Origin of the sequence: Aestuariibaculum lutulentum, from assembly GCF_032926325.1 — a bacterium.
In the GTDB taxonomy this organism is placed as follows: domain Bacteria; phylum Bacteroidota; class Bacteroidia; order Flavobacteriales; family Flavobacteriaceae; genus Aestuariibaculum; species Aestuariibaculum lutulentum.
In genome coordinates this window covers 3727267-3748864 of the sequence record NZ_CP136709.1, presented here as the reverse complement: position 1 = coordinate 3748864, position 21598 = coordinate 3727267, and the positions used below count along the sequence as shown (strand labels likewise).

The following is a 21598-nucleotide window of genomic DNA, read 5'->3' as shown; positions in this document are numbered from 1 at the left end:
AGCAACGTTACCAATGTAAAGTAAACTTCAATATTTAAAATGATTCTATATAGAGTTGTGTAAGGTGATGATTTATAGTTGATTTAAAATAAAAAAAGCGATTGATAATTTAAACCTTATCAATCGCTTTTAAATTGTTTTCTAACTTTTTTAGAAACTAATCTATTTCATATTTGGCAGCTTTTCCGTTAGATAGGGAGTTGCTGATAAATTCGCGTAAATCGTCGTTTGCAGTTTTTAAATCTTCATTTCTAATGTACATCATATGGCCACTTCGGTAACCTTTAAAAGCAAAACGGTCTTTCATTTTTCCACTTGGGTCTATTTGCCACATGGTGTATTTTGCCCCGAAATATGTTGTAGCACCATCATAATACCCCGATTGTACCAGAACTTTTAAATAAGGGTTTTGTGCCATGGCCTGGCGTAAACCGTCGCGAGTATTATCGTTACTGTCATCCCAAGGATGTACATCGCCAAACATATTGTATTTAATGTCGGTTTTAAATTTAAGATGTTCTCTTATGTAATAGTTAATAGCAGGGGTAAAGGCATGGTTCCATGTCGTTAATTCCGGGCTATAATCTGGCTTAACACCAATGTCTTTTTTGTCTAAACCAAGGTATCTGGAATCTAAACGACCAATAATGTGTCCGCTTTCATCACGAAGTAAGTCTTTCCAAAAGAAGTTTGTAGGTACATCTAAGTTATTCTGAAGGATGGCTGTTTTGCTTAATCCTGAGTATTTCGCGTATTGTTCGGCAATATTATTTTTTTCAGTTTCTGAAATAAATCCGCCTTTAGCAATGGCAGGCATTAACTTGTTGATTGCAAAATTTTCAACCTCTGGTAAAACGTCAGATAAATCTTTTTGTTGTAAATCTGAAGGTAGTTTGTCGTGATACCATGCGGTTGCCGCATAATAAGGTAAATTTAAAGCAGAGTATTCTGGTTGTCCCGTATTGTATTGTTTGTAATCGGCTGGCGATACCATAATGACACCGTTTAAGTACATCCACTGGTTGTTTTGTAAAGCATTGGCTAATCCCATGACGCGGGTACCACCATAGCTTTCACCTATAAGATATTTAGGAGATTCCCAACGGTTTTTACGAGTGACGAAGGTGTTAATCCATTCTGCAAGATATTTTATGTCTGCATTAATTCCGAAGAAGGTTTCTCTGTTTGGTAGTTTTCCTTCTTTATTTTTAATCATCCTCGAATACCCTGTGTTTACAGGGTTTACATATACAATATCAGCCACATCAAGAATAGAGTGTGGGTTGTTTTTTATACCATAAGGTTGAACCGGATAGCCTTCTTTATCAAGATTTAAAACCTTAGGTCCCGTGTAAGCAATATGCATCCAAACCGAAGCCGATCCTGGACCGCCATTAAATGAAATAACTAAAGGTCTGTTAGCTCTGTCTTTTACATCATTACGTTCATAATACGTGTAAAATAAAGTAGCAATTGGTTCGTCATCGTTGTTCCAAACGGGTTGTGTTCCAGTAGTTGCTGTGTATTGGAAACTTTTTCCGTTAATGGTAGCTGTATCAGTTGTTACAACGGTAGTATCTGTGGGTATTTTTCTGTTTTGAGCAAAAACAGTAACTATAGAAACCGAAAGAATCAGGGTAAAGAGTTTTGTCATAGATTTTAGTTTTTATTATGATTGATTATTTTTAAAAGCCTTCAAAGACTCCCAAACCGAACAAGGCAAAGTCGTATTTCACTGGATCTTTAGGATCTAATGTTCTAAGGGCTGTATCTAATTCCAGAAGGGCTTTAGCATCGTTTTGCTTTCGAGTTAATAACCCTAATTTTCGAGCTACATTTCCGGAATGTACATCTAACGGACAAGATAATTGAGCGGGTGTAATGCTTTTCCAGATACCCAAGTCTACACCGGTGTTATTTGGTCTAACCATCCATCTTAGATACATATTTATTCGCTTTGCGGCCGAATTTTTTAACGGATCGCTCACATGTTTTTGTGTGCGTTGTAAGTGGTCTATTTCAAAAAATGTCCTTTTAAATTCCGAGATGGATTTCTGAACTGAATATGGTTCGGCGTGTAAAGCAAACAGTGTTTCAAGTCCGTTATGCTTGGTGTAAATATGTTTTAAACACTTGATAAACTGAATAGCATCTTCGCCGTTAAAGGTGCGGTGTACAAAAGGTTGTAGTTGCTCTAAATCGGTTTCAGAATGGTTTATAACAAAGTCGTAGGGTGTATGGCCCATCATATCCATCAATTTATTGGCGTTATTGATGATGCTTTTTCGGTTTCCCCAGGCAATAGTTGAGGTTAGGAAAGCTGCAATTTCAATATCTTCCTTTTGAGTAAATAAATGTGGGATTTGTATGGGGTCGCTCTCAATAAATTTAGGGCTGTTGTATTCTTCAACCTTGGCATCGAGAAATTCTTTAAGTTCTGAAGGGCTCAATATTTAAAATTTGAGATTAATTATTTTTAAATGAATTCAAAAATACCAATAAATACAAAAAAAGGTTATTATAAATATGTTAAAAGCTATGGCCTTTATAAGATAAATCGCTATAAAATATCGATAAAATGCATAAAAACACTTTAAAATGTAATATTATGACGTGTTTGTATATTAAAAATGAAATTTATAACGTTAATTAGTCCATCAAAACATTGTATTATGAAAAAAATTATAGCCCCAATTTTGGCCATTTTATTAGCTAGTTGTGATGGAGAAACTGTTAAGAATACTATTGACACCGCAACAGCTATAGATGCTTTAACAGAATATTCAACGGTGAATAAGGTGTTTCAGGATGTTGGAAATAACAGTGGAGATGCTGTTTTAAGCTCAGAAGGCACTGCTTCATCTACAGCAAAATTAACCGCTACAAAAGCAGAGGGTCCCGTTATTACTATTGATCCTTTGGATTTAACAACTTTTCCAAAAACGATTACTATTGATTATGGTACAGGTGTATTATGTAAAGACGATATCACTCGCAAAGGTATTGTAACAATTGTTTCAACCAATTGGTATGGCGTAGAGGGGAGTGTTCATACTTCTACATTTACCAATTATTATCATGAAGATTATAAAGTTGAAGGAACACACATTGTTGAAAATTTAGGAGAAAATACGGATGGTAATTTAGAGTATAGTGTAAAGATTACCGATGGAAAAATTACAACAGCAACAGGTGCGACTATTAATTATACAGAAGATTCAACTAGAACGTGGATTGCTGGTAATGATACGCCTTTAAATATCTGGGATGATGAATATTTATTAGATGGTATTCAAAACGGTACCAGTTCTAAAGGTGTGGATTATACTTTAACTGTTGAAGAATCACTGCATTTTGTATTATTACCACGAAGTATTGAAGCTGGAATTTTAGATATTGATGTAGCAGATATTGAAGACATCAAATTGAATTACAATACTAAAATGGTGACTATTTTAGGTAAAAATATCCCTTTCGGGTATTAAATTAATTTTTTAAGTTATTTTAAGAAAAGGGCTTATAGAAAATTCAATAGGCCCTTTTTAAATGTTCTATTTTCAGAGTTTACTGATTTGTAATATTTCCATCAACCATAACCAGTTTTCTGTCTGCCAGATTGGCTAATTCTTCGTTGTGTGTTACAATCACAAAGGTTTGACCGAATTCATCACGCAATTTAAAAAACAGAGTATGAAGATTCTCGGCAGTTTCGCTGTCTAAATTTCCCGAAGGTTCATCCGCAAAAATTAAGTCCGGATTATTAATTAAAGCACGAGCTACTGCTACACGTTGTTGTTCTCCTCCGGAAAGTTCATTTGGCTTGTGGTCGTAACGATGCGATAAACCCAAAAAGTCCAGTAATTCTTTAGCGCGTTTTTCGGCATCTGCTTTTTTTGTTCCTTTTATAAATGCTGGTAAACAAACATTTTCTAAAGCTGTAAATTCAGGAAGTAATTGGTGAAACTGAAAAATAAACCCAATGTGTTCGTTTCTAAATTTAGCCAAGGCTTTATCTTTAAGATTGCCAATATCAATACCGTTAATAGTTAATTGATAATCTTCTTTTGATGAAGCTTTGTCTAAAGTGCTTAATATTTGTAAAAGTGTGGTCTTCCCAGCACCGGATGCACCAACAATAGAAACCACCTCGCCTTTTTTAATATGTAGGTCAACACCTTTTAAAACTTCTAAATCGTTATAGAATTTATGTATGTTTTTCGCTTGAATCATGTGTTTGAAATAGGAGCCGTGAATTTACTACTTTAAGCTGTGCTGTACAATTAAGAATTGTTTTTTATTGCCAAATGCGATTTAAGCTATATCTTTATTCTTCTAAAAAAAATTGAAATGCATTACAAATCATTCGAAGAATATAACGACGAAGCAACCGAAGGAATTAAAGATAATTACAATAAAATTATTAGCGATTTAGGTGAAGATACTGAACGTGACGGGCTTTTAAAAACGCCGGAACGCGCCGCAAAAGCCATGCAGTTTTTAACTCAGGGCTATCATCAGGATCCGGTAGAGATTCTTAAAGGCGCCATGTTTGAAGAAAGTTACAACGAAATGGTTATTGTTAAAGATATTGAGTTGTATTCACTTTGTGAGCATCATATATTACCTTTTTTCGGTAAAGCGCATATTGCCTATATTCCAAACGGACATATTGTTGGACTAAGCAAATTACCTCGAGTGGTCGATGTTTTTGCCAGACGATTACAGGTGCAGGAACGCCTAACTGAACAAATTTTAGATTGCATAAATGATACCTTAAAGCCACAGGGTGTTGCTGTCGTTATCGAGGCTTCACATATGTGTATGATGATGCGCGGGGTGCAAAAACAAAACTCTTTAACAACAACCTCAGGTTTCCGCGGACAGTTTGAAAAAATTGAAACGCGAAACGAATTTTTAAAGCTGATAGGAAAGTAATTTAGGTATGTTTTTTGTGCTTTTTCTGATATAAATTTTAATTAATGGGTAAATACAAAATATTAGTTTTAGGCATTTTATTTGATGCCATTGGTTATGTGTCATTTATAATTCCTGGAATAGGGGAGTTTTCAGATATTGTCTGGGCACCACTTTCTGGCTGGTTAATGACTAAGTTATATAAAGGAAAAGCGGGTAAAGTGGCAGGGGTTATAACCTTTGTGGAAGAAGCACTCCCTGGTTTAGATGTAATTCCAACTTTTACTTTAATGTGGTTGTATACTTATGTTCTGAAAAAGGAACCTAAAGATTTAAAATAAAAAAATCCCTTTCTGTTTAGAAAGGGATTTTTTGTAGGTTATAATTGATATTTTAATCCAATATTAATATTTCTTCCCATATTAAAAATACCGTCTGGTTTTAAACGCGACAGGTGATTGATATAGGTTTTATTCGTTAGGTTCGTACCAGAAATACTTAAAGTAGCTTCATTTTTAAATAAATTAAAACTTCCGCCAAATCCTGCACTTAGTAAGTTGTAACCATCGGTTGAGGTTTCAAAGGTGCTTACGTTATTTTGATTAAAGGTACTTGCTAATTTTACAAAGGTATATCCATTTTTAAGCCAAGGTTTTTCAAACTCAACTCTTAAAACATTGCTTAAAGAGTTCGCTGGAATTAACGGTAAATATTCGTTGTTAGCCTGTTTTCCTGTTACTGTTTCAAAGCTTGATTCTATGTGTAGCCAGTGTATAGGGTGCGGGTGAATATGTACACCTACTTCACCACCATATACCTTGGCATCATTCTGAATATAATCGTAAACCGGGGTGTCGTCTATTGTATTTCCGTTTGGCGATAAGTAAATATAGTCATTTACCTTGTTGTAAAATCCGTTTACAAAAAACTCAACGTGTTCGTTTTTAAATTCCAGTGCAATATCGGTTTGAAAATTTTGCTCGTTGTTTAAATCGGCATTACCAACTTCGTAACGATTGGATCCATGGTGAATACCATCGGAAGTTAATTCGGCTAAATTAGGCGCTCTAAACCCAGAAGCGAAATTAACGCGTGCGGTCAGGTTTTTAAAGATGTTAGTTTTAAATCCTAAGGCACCATTAAAACTATTAAAATCTCGGTTTAATCCGGAAACAACGTTAATGTTTCGGTTATCGTAACGTGCACCAAGCTGAATATCGATAGCTTCAAAATGAATATGAGAGGTTCCCATAACACCAAAATCGTTGGTTGTTGCATCTGGAATTAATTGCTCTTCACCGTAGTTGGTGTTTACCTGATTCATGCCTTGTACACCCACGATGGTTTCAAACTTACCCAACTGAGGTAAGGTGTATTTTACATCGTAATTGGCCGTTTTTAATTTCATTTGAAGCGACGGCACTAAAATTTCATGGTCTTCTTCATGTTCATCTTCGTGGTGTTCTTCTTCTTCATGTTCTTCGTGTCCTTCCTCATCTTCATCATGATGGTGCTCGTCTTCAAATTCTTTTCTGTCGTTGTAAATATAACCTAAATTAATATCTAACTTCGAGTTGTTAAGGAAGATGGTAGATTTAGAACTGAATACATGATTCGTTATATTTTGGTATCCAAGCATTGGTGTTTTTAGAGTAGATTGTACACCTATTTCTTCCGGAATACCTAGCTTAGAATTGTTTGCATTGTATCTGAATTCCGTTTTAAAGGTATTAACCTGATAACCAATTCCGGCTTTAAAATCCTGCTCTCTAAAACGTGTATTGGTTACACGATATTCGTCTGTATCGTAATCGGAATGTTCAGTAAGACTTCCTCTAAATAACAATTTAAAATTATTTTCAGATGATTTGTATCCGGCACTTGTGTTAAATCCTTGTGTGTTGCTGTAATAGTTACCACTAAAATCTCCACTTGATGTATTGTCTTGAGCAAATTTTTCTGGGTTTAAATATAAAACACCACCAAGGGCATCACTACCATAAAGTAAGGACGCCGGGCCTTTAATAACCTCGACACTTTCCACACCGTTACTGCTAACTCCAAGACCGTGCTCGCTACCAAATTGCTGATTCTCCAGACGAACACCTTGGGTGTACACTAAAACGCGGTTAGAACTTAAACCACGAATTACAGGTTTACCAATGCTTAATCCGGTAGTTACACTTTCAACGCCAGCAATATTGCTGATGCCCTCGGTTAAATTTACAGCGCCATTGGCATTTAAATTTTCAACAGAAGCACGTTCAACTTTCATAACGTTTTCACTTTGTAACTTATGAAATGGCGTAGAAATAATAATATCTTCCATTTCAATAGCTGAATATTCCAAACGTATTTCAATGTATTGCAGATTTGGGATATTAACAGTTAAGGATTTGGTCTCATACCCTAAAATAGAAACCACCAATTTATAGTTTCCTGATGGTAGATTCTCTAAGCTAAATTGTCCGTTTTCGTCTGTAATTGTTCCTTTTTCAAGGTCTGATAGGTATATGTTTGTAAATGCTAAACTTTCGTTTGTTTTGTTGTCTACAACAAGACCTTTTAACGAATGTTGTGCATAAATATTAGTCATTGCTAAAAGCAGCAATGTATTTAATAATAATCGCATGTAAAGTATGTTTTAAAAACCAATTAAGGCTTTTGTAATTTAATAATATGTTGACACTAATTTCTTTGTTAGTGTGTTAGGTTCATTATTAAATAAGGGCAGGAGGACCACGTAAAGCGGTTTGTAAGCGTTGGTAATCACTTAGAAAATGGTATTGAGAAACAATTTCTGGTGATTGTTCTTTTGGAGTAAAAATAGTGTACTCAAAAAGATTAAATGTGTATTGATGGTGAACTTTATACTTGTAAAAGTCACAATCGGTATCCAGTTTGTGAAGGTGGGTTGTTTTTTCACCTTTACAAATATCGTGTTCATGATGTGCAAAAAGATGAGCGAACTCAAATACAGCAGGCTTCAATAGCGAAATAGCCAAAAGCAATGCCATGGTTTTAAAAATAATATTTGCTCTAACTTTTTGTTCCACTAGCTTAAAAAACGCTTAAACCCGATACGTTTCAATAATTTTTTTACAAAGGTCCAAAAAAAGTCGAATTGACCAAAAATCCAACCGATAGAAACTAATAAAATCTGATAAAAAATTAATCCGATGATGATATAAAGTATCCAATAAAGAACTGAACCCAGATTTTCTTTAGTGATTCCAATAAGTTTCATTAAGGGTTTGCTGACATATAAGGAAGACGACCCGGTAACAGCAAAAACAATATAAATTCGAATAAATTCCCAACGGTAATTTATTTTCCATTTATTTTCCAGTTTTTTAAATGTAAAGAGCACAAACTTTACAAGTAGAAAATAAATAACCACGCTCAATAAAATATTGAAGATAATATGAGATTCTTTAATGAAAATATAAGATAATTTAAACGCCGAATACGCCAGAATAAGAACTCCTAAAACAGGGAAGAGGAGCTGCCAGTTATGTTGTATTTGCCAACGTTCTTTAAATTTTTGCACCATAAAAGTCTTGTACAACAAATGTAGTTAAAGCATTTAAATTCTGGGAACAAAACCTGCTAATTGTTGCTTGTAGGTTAATTGAAAATAGATGAAATAATTATAGAGTTTGTAATTTACATCATAACCGTAATCGATTTGAGGTTGGTAGTCGATTTGCATTTCGTATAAATTGGGATTATAGCGTTGAGGTTGTATGACTCTGCTATTCCATTCGGTAACGTAAATACGATTTCTGTTTTCTAAATATTCTTGAGAATAGAAGCCTTCCGGTTTTGCTCTGCTGGCTAACCAGAAATTAAAACCTGGTTCAATTATGATAATTTCATATTCTAAATCGTCATTGGCTATGGTAACGGTATCGCTGAGTTTCGTCGCATCCAATTGTTCATTGGTATTTGCAGTCGCAGCAGGTTTTGAAGTATTACATCCAATAATGAATCCAAAAGTAAGCAGTATGTATACTAGTATTCTCATAAGATGTTAATTGTTACCGTTTGTGTAATAGTCTGAATTCTTTCATTAAAATTACAAAAACTGAAAATTTAAATAGCTATAGTTTCAGGTTTTAACAAAATAAAAAATGCCAGAATATTTTATCTGGCATTTTTTATTTTCAATGAGAAATGGCTATTTATTATTTTCCGAAAAGCCCGCCAAGCATGCCGCCAAGACCACCTTTCTTTTTGTCACCACCTAAAATCATACCAGCAACATCGTCAATCACACTTCCGTCACCATCGGCATCTAAAATAGTCGTTAGAAAACTTTGCTCACTTTCAGCAGAATTTCCTCCAATTAATCCGCCTAATAGGCTGTCTAAACCACTTGAATTATTAACGTTTTGTTTTTTCGCTTGATTACCCAACATGCCCATTAAAATAGGAGCAGCTACTTTTAATATTTGTGCAACCGAACTTGCATCAATTCCGGCTTTAGCACCTAATGCATTTTCCACAGTTTGTTGCTTGTTGCCTAACACGTGGCTTAAAATTTTTCCTCCATCCTGAATGATATTGTCGTCTACGCCACCTTTAAACAAATCGCCCAGATTATCTAAAATACTACCGTCGTGTTTTCCACTGTTTAAAGCACCTAATAAACCTTCTGCACCTTGTGGAGTAGAAGCATTACGTTTCATAGCTTGCATTAAAACCGGTAGAGCCATAGTTAAAACGTCTTGTGTTTTACTTTCTGACTGATTGGTTTGGTTTGAGACACCGTTAATAATCGTTTTACCTATATCGCTGTTTAGTAAGTCTAAAATACCTGACATGTTTTTAATTTTAATATTAATAGTTATTTGGTTTTTGAAGGTACAAAAAAAAGTCCCATACATATGTATAGGACTCAGATATAACCTAAAGGTCACATTAAATTTTAACCAAGAATACTGATGATTTGCTCAGCTAACTCAGTTCCAATTCTATCTTGCGCTTCGCTAGTCGCTGCACCTGTATGAGGAGTTAACGATAAAGAAGCATTCATTAATAACTGAATTTCCGGAGTTGGTTCTTTTTCAAAAACGTCTAAAGCAGCACCAGCAACTTTACCAGATTCTATAGCGTTTACTAAAGCAATTTCATCAACCACACCACCACGAGCAGCATTAGCAATAAATACACCATCTTTCATTAATTCGAATTCTGGAGCACCAATAACGTATTCTTTTTGAGAAGGTACGTGTAAAGTAATGAAATCGGCTTGTTTTAAAACGTCTTCCTTAGAAATTGTATTGATTTCGAAGTTTACTTTTTGTCCGTCGAAAAACTCTAATTCTAAGTTCGCTTTTTCCAGGAACGGATCGAAAGCGATTACTTTCATTCCAGCTCCTAAAGCTACTTTTGCAGTTGCCTGACCAATACGACCGAAACCTAAAACACCTAATGTTTTACCTTTTAACTCAACACCTTTACCATAGGCTTTTTTTAGCGCTTTAAACTTAGTGTCTCCTTCAAGAGGCATTTCTCTGTTAGAGTTGTGTAAGAAACGTGCTAAACCATAGAAATGTGCAAATACTAATTCTGCTACAGAGTGAGATGAAGACGCAGGTGTATTGATTACAGAAATACCTTTTCCTTTAGCGTATTCTACATCAATATTATCCATACCAACACCGCCACGACCAATAATTTTAATACTTGGACAAGCATCAATAAGGTCTTTACGTACTGTTGTAGCACTACGTACTAATAAAACACTAATTTCTTTTTCGTTAATATAGTTTATTAACTGTTCTTGAGCTACGGTAGTAGTAATTACTTCAAAACCTCCTTTTTCAAGAGCTTCAATACCACTGTTTGAAATACCGTCGTTTGCTAATACTTTCATTTTATTTATTTTTTGTTTCCTTACAATCGGAAACCTTAATTGTTCGGTTTATTAATTGTTAGTCGGTGTTTATTTAAAACTTAAGCTTTGTTTTCTAATTCACTCATTACTTCAACAAGAGCCTGAACACTCTCGATAGGTAAAGCGTTGTACATAGAAGCTCTGTAACCTCCAACACTACGGTGACCATTAACGCCGCTAATACCAGCTTCTTTAAGCATAGCATCGAAAGTTTCTTTTAAATCTTCGTTTACCAGGTTAAAAGTAGCGTTCATAGGCGAACGATCTTCTACAGCAGCGAAACCTTTAAATAAAGGATTAAGATCTATTTCAGAATACATTAATGTAGCTTTCTTCTCGTTAGCTTCTTCAATAGCAGCAATACCACCTTCATTTTTAAGCCACTCTAAAGTTAACATAGATGTATAAACGGCAAAAACAGGAGGGGTGTTAAGCATACTATCAGCTCCAATGTGTTTTTGATAATCTAAAATAGCTGGAATATTACGAGATACTTTTCCTAAAAGATCTTCTTTAACAACGACTAAAGTTGTTCCTGCAGGCCCCATATTTTTTTGAGCTCCGGCATAGATTAAATCGAATTGAGTAAAGTCTAATACACGAGAGAAAATATCACTACTCATATCGCATACTAAAGGCACATTTGTAGTAGGGAACGATTTAATTTGTGTACCAAAAATGGTATTGTTAGACGTTAAGTGTAAATAATCTAAATCTGAAGGAACGTTGTATCCTTTTGGAATATAGTTAAAGTTAGCATCTTTAGAAGATACAACTTCGATAATGTCACCAATTTTTTGAGCTTCTTTAATAGCCTTTTCACTCCAAGCACCAGTATTTACATAACCCGCTTTTTTCTCTAAAAGATTCATTGCAGTCATTAAAAACTGTAAACTTGCACCACCTTGTAAAAATAGTACTTGATACCCTTTACCTTCTAAGCCTAATAATTCTAAAACTAAGGCTCTTGAGTGTTCCATAATGTCAATAAAAGCTTTACTTCTATGAGACATTTCAATTAAAGATAAACCTTCGTTATTATAATCAATTACGGCTTTGGCAGCCTTTTGCAACACTTCTTGTGGTAAAATGCTTGGTCCAGCACTAAAATTATGTTTTTTCATTTCTGTTGTAGAGTTGTTGATTTTAAGGATACAAAGTTGCTAATTAATTGATGATTTACTACTGAAAATTCAATAATTTTTTCATTAAATTGATAATAAAAATTCAACAGAATCGACACTATCCGCATAATCCCAAAGTTCCGGTTTTTGAGTCGCTCCAAAAGCAATTTCGTTTTCACTGAATCCTTTAGCAACAATACATTGAATTTGCTTTTCGTCGGCTTCTAATTTTTCCTTCAATTGTTCCAGACTCTCGTAATATTCATAAAAGACCGTAGCAATTGGCGAAGCATAACTTTGGTCTTCTTTAATCATTAAAAAACCATTTTCAAGCATATCAAACTCACTCATCAAATACACGGCTTTATTATAGTCATAATTATTAGCGTATTTTGCCTTTTCTATAATGGGATGCCAGTTGTACATGGCATTAAAAAAGGCATCAAAATCATAACCTTTTGGGATGAATAGTTTTGATACATTTCTGCAGCCTAATCCATAATATCTAAAAATGTCTTCACTTAAGCTCTTAAGTTCCTCCTCAGTTTCATTTCCAGTTAGTACGGCAACAGAATTACGATTGTTGCGAATAATAGACGGTTTGTCTTTAAAATAGTATTCAAAGTATCGCGCTGTATTATTGCTTCCGGTAGCAATAACCGCATCGAAATTTTCAACCTTTTCTTCTGTGAAAGAGATTAAACCTTTGAAATCAGGTTCAACGAATTCTAAATATTTTGACAAATAAGGAAGCAGGTGTTTGTCGTTGCTGGATTGCTTTACTAATACTTTATGACCAGTAATTAAAACCGAAATAAAGTCGTGAAATCCTACTAACGGAATATTTCCCGCCATAATAATGGCTACTTGCTTTTGAGAACCATCTTCTATTTTATAAGGTTTAAGCCAGGTATTTAGTTTTTCAGGAGTTAGTGAATCGCTCCAGCCTTTTAAGGAAAACCTGATGTTTTCAGGCGTAAACCAACCATTGTGTTCTTCGGCTAATTTTAATTGATGTTTAAATCCGTCGAAAAACATGTCGTTCAATTCAACAGTATCTTGTTTTTCGATTGTATCGTTAGAAAATTGACGTATAAAATCTCCTAATTTTACAAAAGCATTAATTCTTTGCTGTAAATTCATTCTGAATTTGGTTATGAATAGTTTTGGCGTTATTTTTGCTTTGCAAAGTTAGAAAAATGTAATGAATCAGGTTTTTTAATCACCAATTATTTGAGGATTAAAAACTGATGTTTAAAAGTTTATTGAGCAAGTTTTTTTACATTTTGAAACATTAAAATTTAATTGAACTAGAGAAAGTTATGGCTATTATAATAACTGATGAATGTATTAACTGTGGAGCTTGTGAGCCGGAATGTCCAAATACTGCAATTTATGAAGGTGCAGACGATTGGCGTTACAAAGACGGAACAAGTTTAACAGGAACAGTAGTATTAACTAACGGTACAGAGGTTGATGCGGATGACGCACAAGAACCAATAAGTGATGAAATTTACTATATTGTACCAGATAAATGTACAGAGTGTAAAGGGTTTCATGATGAGCCACAATGTGCTGCCGTATGCCCGGTAGATTGTTGTGTGCCTGATGATGATCATGTTGAAACTGAAGAGGAGCTTTTAGCTAAGCAACGCTTTATGCACCCGGAAGATTAATCGAAAGAGATTTTTATAAATAGAAAACCCAAGCTTTAAAGCTTGGGTTTTTTTATGTTGTATGGTTGTGTTTACAATTTAAAGCTCAATCTTCCAAAAAGATAAGTTCCGTCTGAACCCATTTGAACAGAATCGGCTAAACCACCCTGATCTGTCCAGCCATCAAATTGAGGTGTTGGATATTTGTTTAATAAATTGTTGGCTCCAATACTTATTTTAAGCTTTTCAGAAAGATCGTAACCAACACTTAAATCTAAGACTATGGAAGCTTTGTAAATATCGGTAGCAACTTCATATAAAGCATCGGCTTCTGCCTGAGTTGTTGCAGGAGAGTCTACCCATTGAAAGTCTTGTAATTCAACTTTACTAAATTGAGTAAGGGTAAGGTTCGCATTAAATTTAGAAGTTGCATAGCCTAAATTCAACCCAAATTTATAATCAGGTGCAGCGGCTTTCAAATAGGCTTGAGAGAATGGTCCGAAGAATGTAAACTCATTTAAATCACCATTATGGATGTCTTTAATTTTTAAGTCATTTATATTACCAATAAGTCCCACTTTAATATTACCATCACTACCAATTGGAGTATCGTAACTTAGTACAATATCAACTCCACTGGTTCTGGTATCAACACCGTTGGCGAAAAACTGCGCAGCATCTACCTTTAATGGCCCTAAAATGGTTTGGTCAGTAAAGTTGTCTGTTAAGATAATACGATCATCAACGGTAATGGAATAAGCATCAACTGTAGCAGTGAAATTACCTGCTTTAAAGGTGAATCCTAAGCTGGCATTAAATGCTTTTTCTTCGTTTAGCTGACCAATACCAAAGGCTTTGGTAACGGTACTGTTGTTTGCTGATAGAAGGGAAGGTACAGATTCTCCGGCTACAATATTGGTGAAAATAAGGTTGTAATATAATTGTGCTAGCGAAGGCGCTCTGAATCCTGTAGATATGGATCCACGAAGCGAAAAATCTTCACTTATTTTAAATCGGGTAGCTAATTTACCATTAAAAGTATTTCCAAAATCGCTATAAGTTTCGAATCTAACTGCCCCAGCCAGCATAAAGGCTTCACTGATGTTGACTTCGGAATCTAAATAAATCCCATAATTGGTTCTGCTGCGATCTACTTCGTTAGCTGGGCTGTAACCCGGAAAACCCTGAGATCCGCCAGGTAAATCGTCTCCATTGGCATCTGTTGCTACCGTTTGAAGTGCTGGATTTGTTATGACTACACCATTTTCATCATATAAGCCATATGAAGGAATTTCTCCTGAAAATATACCGAAGTTTTCGGTTCGGTATTCAAAACCAAAAGCCAAACTCACACCAGAAAAGATATCGTCATAATAATTACTAAAGTCAAGTCCTGTTGTGTTTTGTGATAAGTAATGGCCACCCGCATCAAAATCGACAGGAGAGGCATTTTTCATCGAGGCGTTATTACTGTTTTTTATGAAATAATGAAAGTTGTTTTTTCCGTAGGTGTTATTAAAATCAACATTCCAACCATTTTGCATTTCATGTCTTACACCAACGGATACTGAGGCATCGGTAATATTAGACGTAATTCTTGGAGTGAATCCATCGGGGTACAAACTGGGAACAGAACGGTTATCGCCATCGTCAAAAGAATCTCTTGAAAACGCATTGGCGTTGGTGTCTCTAAAATTTCGACCACCAAAGGCATAGATTTCGGTGTTATCATTCACTGGAATTGATGAATTAATCATAAAATTGAAGCCATCAACACCCGCACTACCGTAGCCTTTTCGCCAAGAAAATCCTGGTCTTAAGGTGTTTTCTTTTGAAAGAAATTCGGTTGTAATGTTAATATATCCGCCATCATCAGTTAAGGCTAAGCCGTAATTGGCGTCAATTTTTACAGTTTCACCATCCCAGTTTTTATCTTTTCCGTCTAAGCGATTTTTGCCTTCTACATTATATAGGGTTTCACCTGTGGCTTCTTCCCAGCCATCGCCTATAGCTGTACTGTAAGCGCCATAGGTAATTCCGCCAGAGAATCCATCGGTATTATCTCTTAGAACAATATTAATTACACCGGCAATAGCATCAGATCCGTACTGGGCTGAAGCACCATCTCTTAAAACTTCAATTCTTTTAATGGCATTGGCAGGAATGGCATTTAAATCGGTTCCTGAATTACCGCGTCCCCGAGTTCCGAAGATGTTTACCAAAGAAGATTGGTGTCTGCGTTTACCGTTAATAAGTACTAGCGTTTGGTCGGGACCTAAACCGCGTAAGGATGCCGGAACGATATGATCGGCACCATCGGATCCTGATTGCTTGCTGGCGTTAAAAGAAGGGGCGGCGTATTGTAAAATATCATTGACTTCCACCTTTCCTGTAGTTGAGGCTATTCCGGAAACATCTAAAACATCTACAGGAACTGGTGTGTCGGTAGCTGTCCGTTTAGGGCTTCGAGAGCCCACCAGAAGAACTTCGTCAAGACTAACGCCTTCCTCTAAAATGACATTTATTTTTGTTTGATTGTTAACAGGGACTTCTTTTGAGTCAAAACCTACGGAGCTGAAAACTAAAATGGCATTACCATCGACATCAATAATAAATTCGCCATTAAAATCGGAAGTAGTCCCGCTACTGGTACCTTTCACGACAATATTAACCCCCATAAGAGGTTCTCCTGAATTGTCTGTTACCGTACCTGAAACGCTGAGCTGAGCAAAAGAAAATGTTAAGCAACATAGGCTTAACAGCAGTGTAAAAATACTTTTCATATAAAACAATGGATTGGTTAGTAATATAAAGATAATCAAAAAGTTAATAGAATTGTGTGCTCTTGAAATTCCTTGTAAAAGGAGGTTTTTTAGATTTATTTAACATAATCAGAATTTAAACCATATTGTTTTTAAGATGTCTTAGGGCTTAAAAACAAACCGATGACTAACAAATACATGCGAATTATACATCGCTATTTAGGATTCTTTTTAATAGGAATCATGACCGTTTACGCCTTAAGTGGTGTGGTGTTAATTTTTAGAGATTCAGATTTTTTAAAGATTGAATCTGAAGTTGAAAAACAACTACAGCCTAATTTACCAACTAATCAACTAGGGCGGGAATTAAAAATCAGGGATTTTAAAGTAGCCAAAGAGGAAGGCGATGTTTTGTTCTTTAATAATGGGGAATATAACAAAGCAACAGGAGAGGCTAAATTCATTCAAAAAGAACTTCCATTAGTTTTAAATAAAATGACTAAGCTTCATAAGGCGAAGTCGAAAGATCCATTGTTTTATTTGAATATTTTCTTCGGGGTATCGTTGTTATTCTTCGCAATATCATCATTTTGGATGTTTATGCCTAAAACACATATTTTTAGAAAAGGTATGTATTTTACCGTTTTTGGAATGGTGTTAACTTTTATCTTGTTATTCCTTTAGTTTTAATTTTGTAGATATTGCGTCGATATTCTTAAAATAATTGAAGAATTAACTACATTTGCACTCGCAAAAACGAAGACCTAAGTCTTAATATTTTATCTAATATTTAAATACATGAAAGCAGGTATTGTAGGATTACCAAACGTAGGGAAATCAACTTTATTCAATTGTTTGTCTAATGCAAAAGCACAAAGTGCGAACTTCCCGTTCTGTACTATCGAGCCTAATATTGGGGTGGTAAACGTACCAGATCCACGTTTGGAAAAATTAGAATCTTTAGTTAAGCCAGAGCGTGTATTACCTGCAACTGTAGAAATTGTAGATATTGCAGGATTAGTAAAAGGAGCAAGTAAAGGTGAAGGTTTAGGAAATCAATTCCTTGCGAACATTAGAGAAACAGATGCTATTTTACATGTGTTACGTTGTTTTGATAACGAGAATATCGTTCACGTTGATGGTAATGTAAACCCTATTCGCGATAAAGAAACTATCGATATGGAGTTACAGTTGAAAGACCTTGAGACTGTTGATAAGAAATTAGATAAAGTGAAGCGTGCTGCTAAAACTGGTAATAAGGAAGCTCAAAAAGAAGAGGCGGTTTTATTACAAATTAAAGCTGCTTTAGAAGCTGGAACTTCAGTAAGAGCTTTAGAATTTAGCGAAGATGATTACGAAGATTTCGTTAAACCAGCGCAGTTTATTACAGAAAAACCGGTAATGTACGTTTGTAATGTAGATGAAGGTTCTGCGGTTTCAGGAAATGAATACGTTGAAAAGGTTCGTGAAGCGGTAAAAGATGAAAAAGCTGAAGTTTTAGTGCTTGCCGTTGGAACAGAAGCAGACATTAATGAACTGGAGGATTACGAAGAGCGTCAGATGTTCTTAGCTGATATCGGGTTAGAAGAACCAGGGTCTTCAAAGCTAATTCGTGCGGCTTATAAATTATTAAATCAGCAAACGTATTTTACGGCAGGTGTAAAGGAAGTGCGTGCATGGACCGTAAATATTGGGGCTACAGCACCTCAGGCAGCTGGAGTAATCCACTCAGATTTTGAAAAAGGTTTTATTAGAGCTGAGGTAATTGGTTATGATGATTATGTAACTTACGGTAGCGAAAGTAAAATTAAGGAAGCTGGAAAAATGCGTGTTGAAGGAAAGAATTACATTGTTAAAGATGGTGATGTAATGCACTTCTTATTCAACGTTTAATAGAAAAATATTAAATCATATATTATAAAATCCTGTATTGGTCTTCAATACAGGATTTTTTTATTTAAAAAGAATAAGGATCTAAATTTTATTGAAACGACGATTCATTAAATGTTTTCCATCCATATAAATTTCCATAACATACCTTCCTTCTTCTAAATGGCTAACGTCTAAATCTGTTTTGGAATCTTTTGTATTGTCAAAATCATGTTCTTCTATAAAAACGCCATCTTTGGTTAATCGCACTTTTAGTTTACATGCTTTATTGGCTGTTGTGAAAATACTCAAACTATCTTTTGTCATACGTGGATAGATGGTTACAGAATATTTTAGTGTGTTTAAATCTGTTTTGGCAGATTTGCTAACTCTGAAGGTGTAGTTCTGCTCGTAGCCAAAATCGTTTTCAAAAGCATGTAATATATTGTGATTTATATCCTTTAGTTGAAGTCTTCCAAAGCCAGCTTTTCTATTATACCAGAACTCTAAACCGTCACCAACCGTATCGGTTAGTTTTAATCTGTATTTGCCTTCAGCTAAATTTAAAGTATCGTAATACTGCGTTGCAGGTTCAAGATTATTAGGTGCTTTTTCAAAAACAATAGTATTGTTTTCGTTTACAATAGTAAGGTGGTTTTCTCCTGGATTGTTATTGGTTAAAAAGTCTACAACTAGATTGGTAGGCAGGGTTGGGATGTCATCAAATTCTGAAGTTAATGTGTTGTCTCCAGTCCATTCATCTTTTTTGCCGTTTGGATTTGTTAGTGTAACAGTAAAATGATTAAGACCTGATTTGTATTCGATATGATTAGGAATCGTTATCACTGTAGATTTGTAAAAAGGAAGATGGCCAACCCAGTCGGAGCTTTTTTCTTCAAAACCTTCCGTTTTATAAGAGATTGTAACCGATGTTAAAGGTGCTTTTCCTAAGTTTCTGATTTTAATTTTGGGTTGAAAACCTTTCGGATTTTCTCTATTGAAAGCTTCATCGCTGTTTGGTGCTATGATGTCTTCAATTTCAACATCGTTAGTATGATTTGGTGTTTTGTATTGAAAGAAATACGAGGTGATTTGTTCTTTGGGCTGGTTGATATTATTAGCTGAAAAAGGCATCATATTTAAGTCTAACACATGACTGCTTTTAGTTAAAGGCATATCTATAATATCAGGAAGTTGTAAATCGCCCGGACACCAGTCGGCGCGGTCGTAAATCCATGTGCCGCCTTGCGGGTATAACGGATTGTCGCTACATTCTTTCCATAAATCGCGCTTGTCAATTGTTTTGTTATCAAAAGTTAATTCGCGCCATCGGCTGCAAAATTCACTGCAACCACTCGGGCGATCCATGCCGTGTCCTGTATGCTGAATTCTGAAACGTCCAAAATCGGCATCATTTTGTTTTTTAATAGTTATCGGTTTTAAGCTATTTTCAATATCATTTTCTGGGTTGCCGTATTCAAAATTACCTTGCCACATCTCTTTAACGGAAACAAAATCGGCAACTGCCGGACCAAAATCTATTTTAAAGCCAATGGTTAAATCCCAGCCAGTTTCAGGCGATTCGTATCCAGAATGGACATAAGCCACCTGAATACTATCGCGTAAAAAGGGAGCAAAGTCGGTAACGTCGGTTTTCCAGGTATAGTTCCAGCCTTCGTTAAAACTGCTTCCGTAAGGGGTAAGCATACGTCCGATTTCAAATTCACGCTCGTTATTGTTTTCATCTTTACAGATAATTTTCACCCGATCCATATAATCCCAATGCGCTATTTTCATGTGCTCTGGGTAAGCCAGTGTTAGATACATGGTCACTTTCCTAATGGCTTCAGATTTTGATGGAAATGAGGCCCATTCGGTAAATGTATTAACACCTTCTTTGGGATTGGTGATTATTGCAGTTTTGTTGTGTGCAATAACATGAATGCTTTCCTTTTTCGGTGTTTTGTTACACGCTATAAACAGAAATAAAAAGCCTAGTATGGAGTATTTCATGAGGTAAAAGGATTTTTGACGTTATTCTAAAATCAATTTAAATTCTTCATTTAGCTTTTCGTCTGTTTTTATGGAGAAGCTTTGTTTAATATTGTTCTTAATATTGCTTACCACAATTTTATAGTCTGTGTCTTTTTTTAGTTTAATTTTTAAGAATTTATTCATGTCGTCGGTTGGACGAGGCGAGTAGCCAAAATCAATAATTTTATCATCTAAGTAAACATCAACTCTGCAATCTAAACGAGAGTCGCTTTGTGAAGTATTCTCATTTTTAAAAACAACAAAATTTGCTATAAGTTCATCGTCTGCAAGTTTTGAATTCTCTATAGATTCTTTGTAAAGATCAATATAACGTTGGGTAACATTTACGCCATGTATATAAGGCTTTTCGTTGTTTTCGTCAGCTTTTCTTTTCCATTCTTTTAAACTTTTCAAGGTTTTAGGGTTTAAAAGGGTTGTGTCTAAAGTTTTCAATAGGAATTTTGCAGCTCTGCCTGCGTAATAATATTGCCCTGTGGGTTTGTAGGATACCGCGTAAATCCAGTGTAGTGGGTTGTTGGGGTCTGCTTTACCGGCATCCGCTAAAAACCAGGATTTGTTTAAATCGTCAGGGTAGTATTCTATAAATTTCCATTCGTTATCAATCCAGACTTCACACCAGGTGTGGTTGCCTTTCATGTTGGTCCACATGGCTGTTCCTGCTAATCGGGAAGGAATACCAACGGAACGAAAAGCATCTGTTAATATTATAGATAATCCAGTACAAGTGGCCATATTTTCAGACATGGCTTCTTTTGGACTGGAATCAACAATCGATCGTTTTATGTTGTATTCAACATTAACCTCTTTATTAATAGGTTTGGCAATGGCGAAAATAGCATCCTTTAAATTGGTTTCGTATTCCACATATTTTGAAAAACGTTCGTAAAAGTCTTTTCGCCAAGGGTCACGGGTTTCGGCAACATTGGTATATGGTAAAACATCATTGAAAAAGATAGAATCGGGCAGCGTTTTGCACCAAGGAAAACGCTGTCGAGCTTTATAGGCGTATGCGGCATTTTCTAAAAGGAAGTCAGCTTTTAAAGTAGTTAAATCGCGCTCGGGCATATAACTTATTAAAAACGCCATACCTTCTTTTTGGTTTTTTGGAGCATCAGTTAATGCCTTTAAAATTTCGGGTGCGTTGTTATTTGCTTTAACTAAGGCGCTATCTAATAATGGATAATAGCTTTCGGGAATATCTTGGTATTTAGATTGGCAGCTTATTAAAACAGTTGCTGTAATAATTGATAAAACTAATTTTCTCATGTTTTGGGTTAATATGTGTGAATGTGTCAAATTATGAAAAAGGTAAAACTT

At 35.2% G+C, this 21598-nt stretch carries 20 protein-coding genes; 6 read left to right on the top strand and 14 right to left on the bottom strand.

Going from position 1 to position 21598, the window contains the following annotated elements; genetic code table 11:
• Positions 1-157: 157 nt before the first annotated feature.
• Together R1X58_RS15935 and R1X58_RS15930 are read right to left on the bottom strand one after the other, a co-directional pair.
• A complete protein-coding gene (locus R1X58_RS15935) occupies positions 158-1654 on the bottom strand; it encodes a S10 family peptidase (RefSeq protein ID WP_240573365.1) in 1497 nt (498 codons plus the stop codon).
• A 31-nt stretch (positions 1655-1685) separates the two neighbouring features.
• On the bottom strand, positions 1686-2450 hold the full coding sequence (locus R1X58_RS15930) for a TIGR02757 family protein (RefSeq protein ID WP_240573364.1): 765 nt from the start codon (positions 2448-2450) through the stop codon (positions 1686-1688).
• Between the two features lie 222 nt (positions 2451-2672).
• Between R1X58_RS15930 and R1X58_RS15925 the strand changes: the two genes are divergently transcribed.
• Positions 2673-3485, top strand: a complete 813-nt coding sequence (locus R1X58_RS15925) for a hypothetical protein (RefSeq protein WP_240573363.1) — start codon at positions 2673-2675, stop codon at positions 3483-3485.
• A gap of 79 nt (positions 3486-3564) precedes the next feature.
• Here the strand turns inward: R1X58_RS15925 and R1X58_RS15920 are convergent, their stop codons facing one another.
• On the bottom strand, positions 3565-4230 hold the full coding sequence (locus R1X58_RS15920; protein WP_240573362.1) for an ABC transporter ATP-binding protein: 666 nt from the start codon (positions 4228-4230) through the stop codon (positions 3565-3567).
• A gap of 117 nt (positions 4231-4347) precedes the next feature.
• Here R1X58_RS15920 and folE point away from each other — a divergent pair, with 117 nt between their 5' ends.
• Both folE and R1X58_RS15910 read left to right on the top strand, forming a co-directional pair.
• Positions 4348-4935, top strand: coding sequence for a GTP cyclohydrolase I FolE (gene folE, locus R1X58_RS15915; RefSeq protein WP_240573361.1), 588 nt, complete (start codon positions 4348-4350; stop codon positions 4933-4935).
• 44 nt (positions 4936-4979) lie between these two features.
• Positions 4980-5255 (top strand): hypothetical protein, encoded by a 276-nt coding sequence (locus R1X58_RS15910; protein ID WP_240573360.1) that lies wholly within the window; start codon positions 4980-4982, stop codon positions 5253-5255.
• 38 nt (positions 5256-5293) lie between these two features.
• Here R1X58_RS15910 and R1X58_RS15905 read toward each other — a convergent pair whose 3' ends face one another.
• From R1X58_RS15905 to R1X58_RS15870, 8 genes are all read right to left on the bottom strand, one after another.
• Positions 5294-7546, bottom strand: coding sequence for a TonB-dependent receptor (locus R1X58_RS15905; protein ID WP_240573359.1), 2253 nt, complete (start codon positions 7544-7546; stop codon positions 5294-5296).
• A gap of 88 nt (positions 7547-7634) precedes the next feature.
• Entirely contained in the window at positions 7635-7970 is a 336-nt protein-coding gene (locus R1X58_RS15900; protein WP_240573358.1) for a hypothetical protein, read from the bottom strand.
• A complete protein-coding gene (locus R1X58_RS15895; RefSeq protein WP_240573357.1) occupies positions 7970-8467 on the bottom strand; it encodes a DUF6787 family protein in 498 nt (165 codons plus the stop codon). Before R1X58_RS15895 ends, R1X58_RS15900 begins: the two co-directional genes overlap by 1 nt.
• A gap of 33 nt (positions 8468-8500) precedes the next feature.
• A complete protein-coding gene (locus tag R1X58_RS15890) occupies positions 8501-8941 on the bottom strand; it encodes a DUF6146 family protein (protein WP_240573356.1) in 441 nt (146 codons plus the stop codon).
• Positions 8942-9101: 160 nt separating this feature from the next.
• A complete protein-coding gene (locus R1X58_RS15885; RefSeq protein WP_240573355.1) occupies positions 9102-9740 on the bottom strand; it encodes a DUF937 domain-containing protein in 639 nt (212 codons plus the stop codon).
• 104 nt (positions 9741-9844) lie between these two features.
• Positions 9845-10795 (bottom strand): D-2-hydroxyacid dehydrogenase, encoded by a 951-nt coding sequence (locus R1X58_RS15880; RefSeq protein ID WP_240573354.1) that lies wholly within the window; start codon positions 10793-10795, stop codon positions 9845-9847.
• 80 nt (positions 10796-10875) lie between these two features.
• Positions 10876-11940 carry a 3-phosphoserine/phosphohydroxythreonine transaminase gene (gene serC, locus R1X58_RS15875; protein ID WP_240573353.1) on the bottom strand — a complete coding sequence of 355 codons (1065 nt, stop codon included), beginning with the start codon at positions 11938-11940 and terminating at the stop codon, positions 10876-10878.
• An 84-nt stretch (positions 11941-12024) separates the two neighbouring features.
• Positions 12025-13083, bottom strand: a complete 1059-nt coding sequence (locus R1X58_RS15870) for an acyl-CoA reductase (RefSeq protein WP_240573352.1) — start codon at positions 13081-13083, stop codon at positions 12025-12027.
• 179 nt (positions 13084-13262) lie between these two features.
• Here R1X58_RS15870 and R1X58_RS15865 point away from each other — a divergent pair, with 179 nt between their 5' ends.
• Positions 13263-13616, top strand: coding sequence for a 4Fe-4S dicluster domain-containing protein (locus R1X58_RS15865; RefSeq protein WP_240573351.1), 354 nt, complete (start codon positions 13263-13265; stop codon positions 13614-13616).
• Positions 13617-13687: 71 nt separating this feature from the next.
• Here R1X58_RS15865 and R1X58_RS15860 read toward each other — a convergent pair whose 3' ends face one another.
• Positions 13688-16378, bottom strand: coding sequence for a TonB-dependent receptor (locus R1X58_RS15860; protein WP_240573350.1), 2691 nt, complete (start codon positions 16376-16378; stop codon positions 13688-13690).
• Positions 16379-16540: 162 nt separating this feature from the next.
• Here R1X58_RS15860 and R1X58_RS15855 point away from each other — a divergent pair, with 162 nt between their 5' ends.
• Together R1X58_RS15855 and ychF are read left to right on the top strand one after the other, a co-directional pair.
• Complete coding sequence (locus R1X58_RS15855) at positions 16541-17041, top strand: hypothetical protein (RefSeq protein WP_240573349.1); 501 nt, start codon at positions 16541-16543, stop codon at positions 17039-17041.
• 114 nt (positions 17042-17155) lie between these two features.
• Positions 17156-18250: a redox-regulated ATPase YchF gene (ychF, locus tag R1X58_RS15850; RefSeq protein ID WP_240573348.1), complete on the top strand. Its 1095-nt coding sequence runs from the start codon at positions 17156-17158 to the stop codon at positions 18248-18250.
• 81 nt (positions 18251-18331) lie between these two features.
• Here the strand turns inward: ychF and R1X58_RS15845 are convergent, their stop codons facing one another.
• Positions 18332-20239 carry a peptide-N-glycosidase F-related protein gene (locus R1X58_RS15845; RefSeq protein ID WP_240573347.1) on the bottom strand — a complete coding sequence of 636 codons (1908 nt, stop codon included), beginning with the start codon at positions 20237-20239 and terminating at the stop codon, positions 18332-18334.
• A gap of 21 nt (positions 20240-20260) precedes the next feature.
• On the bottom strand, positions 20261-21547 hold the full coding sequence (locus R1X58_RS15840; RefSeq protein WP_240573346.1) for a transglutaminase-like domain-containing protein: 1287 nt from the start codon (positions 21545-21547) through the stop codon (positions 20261-20263).
• Positions 21548-21598: the final 51 nt, after the last annotated feature.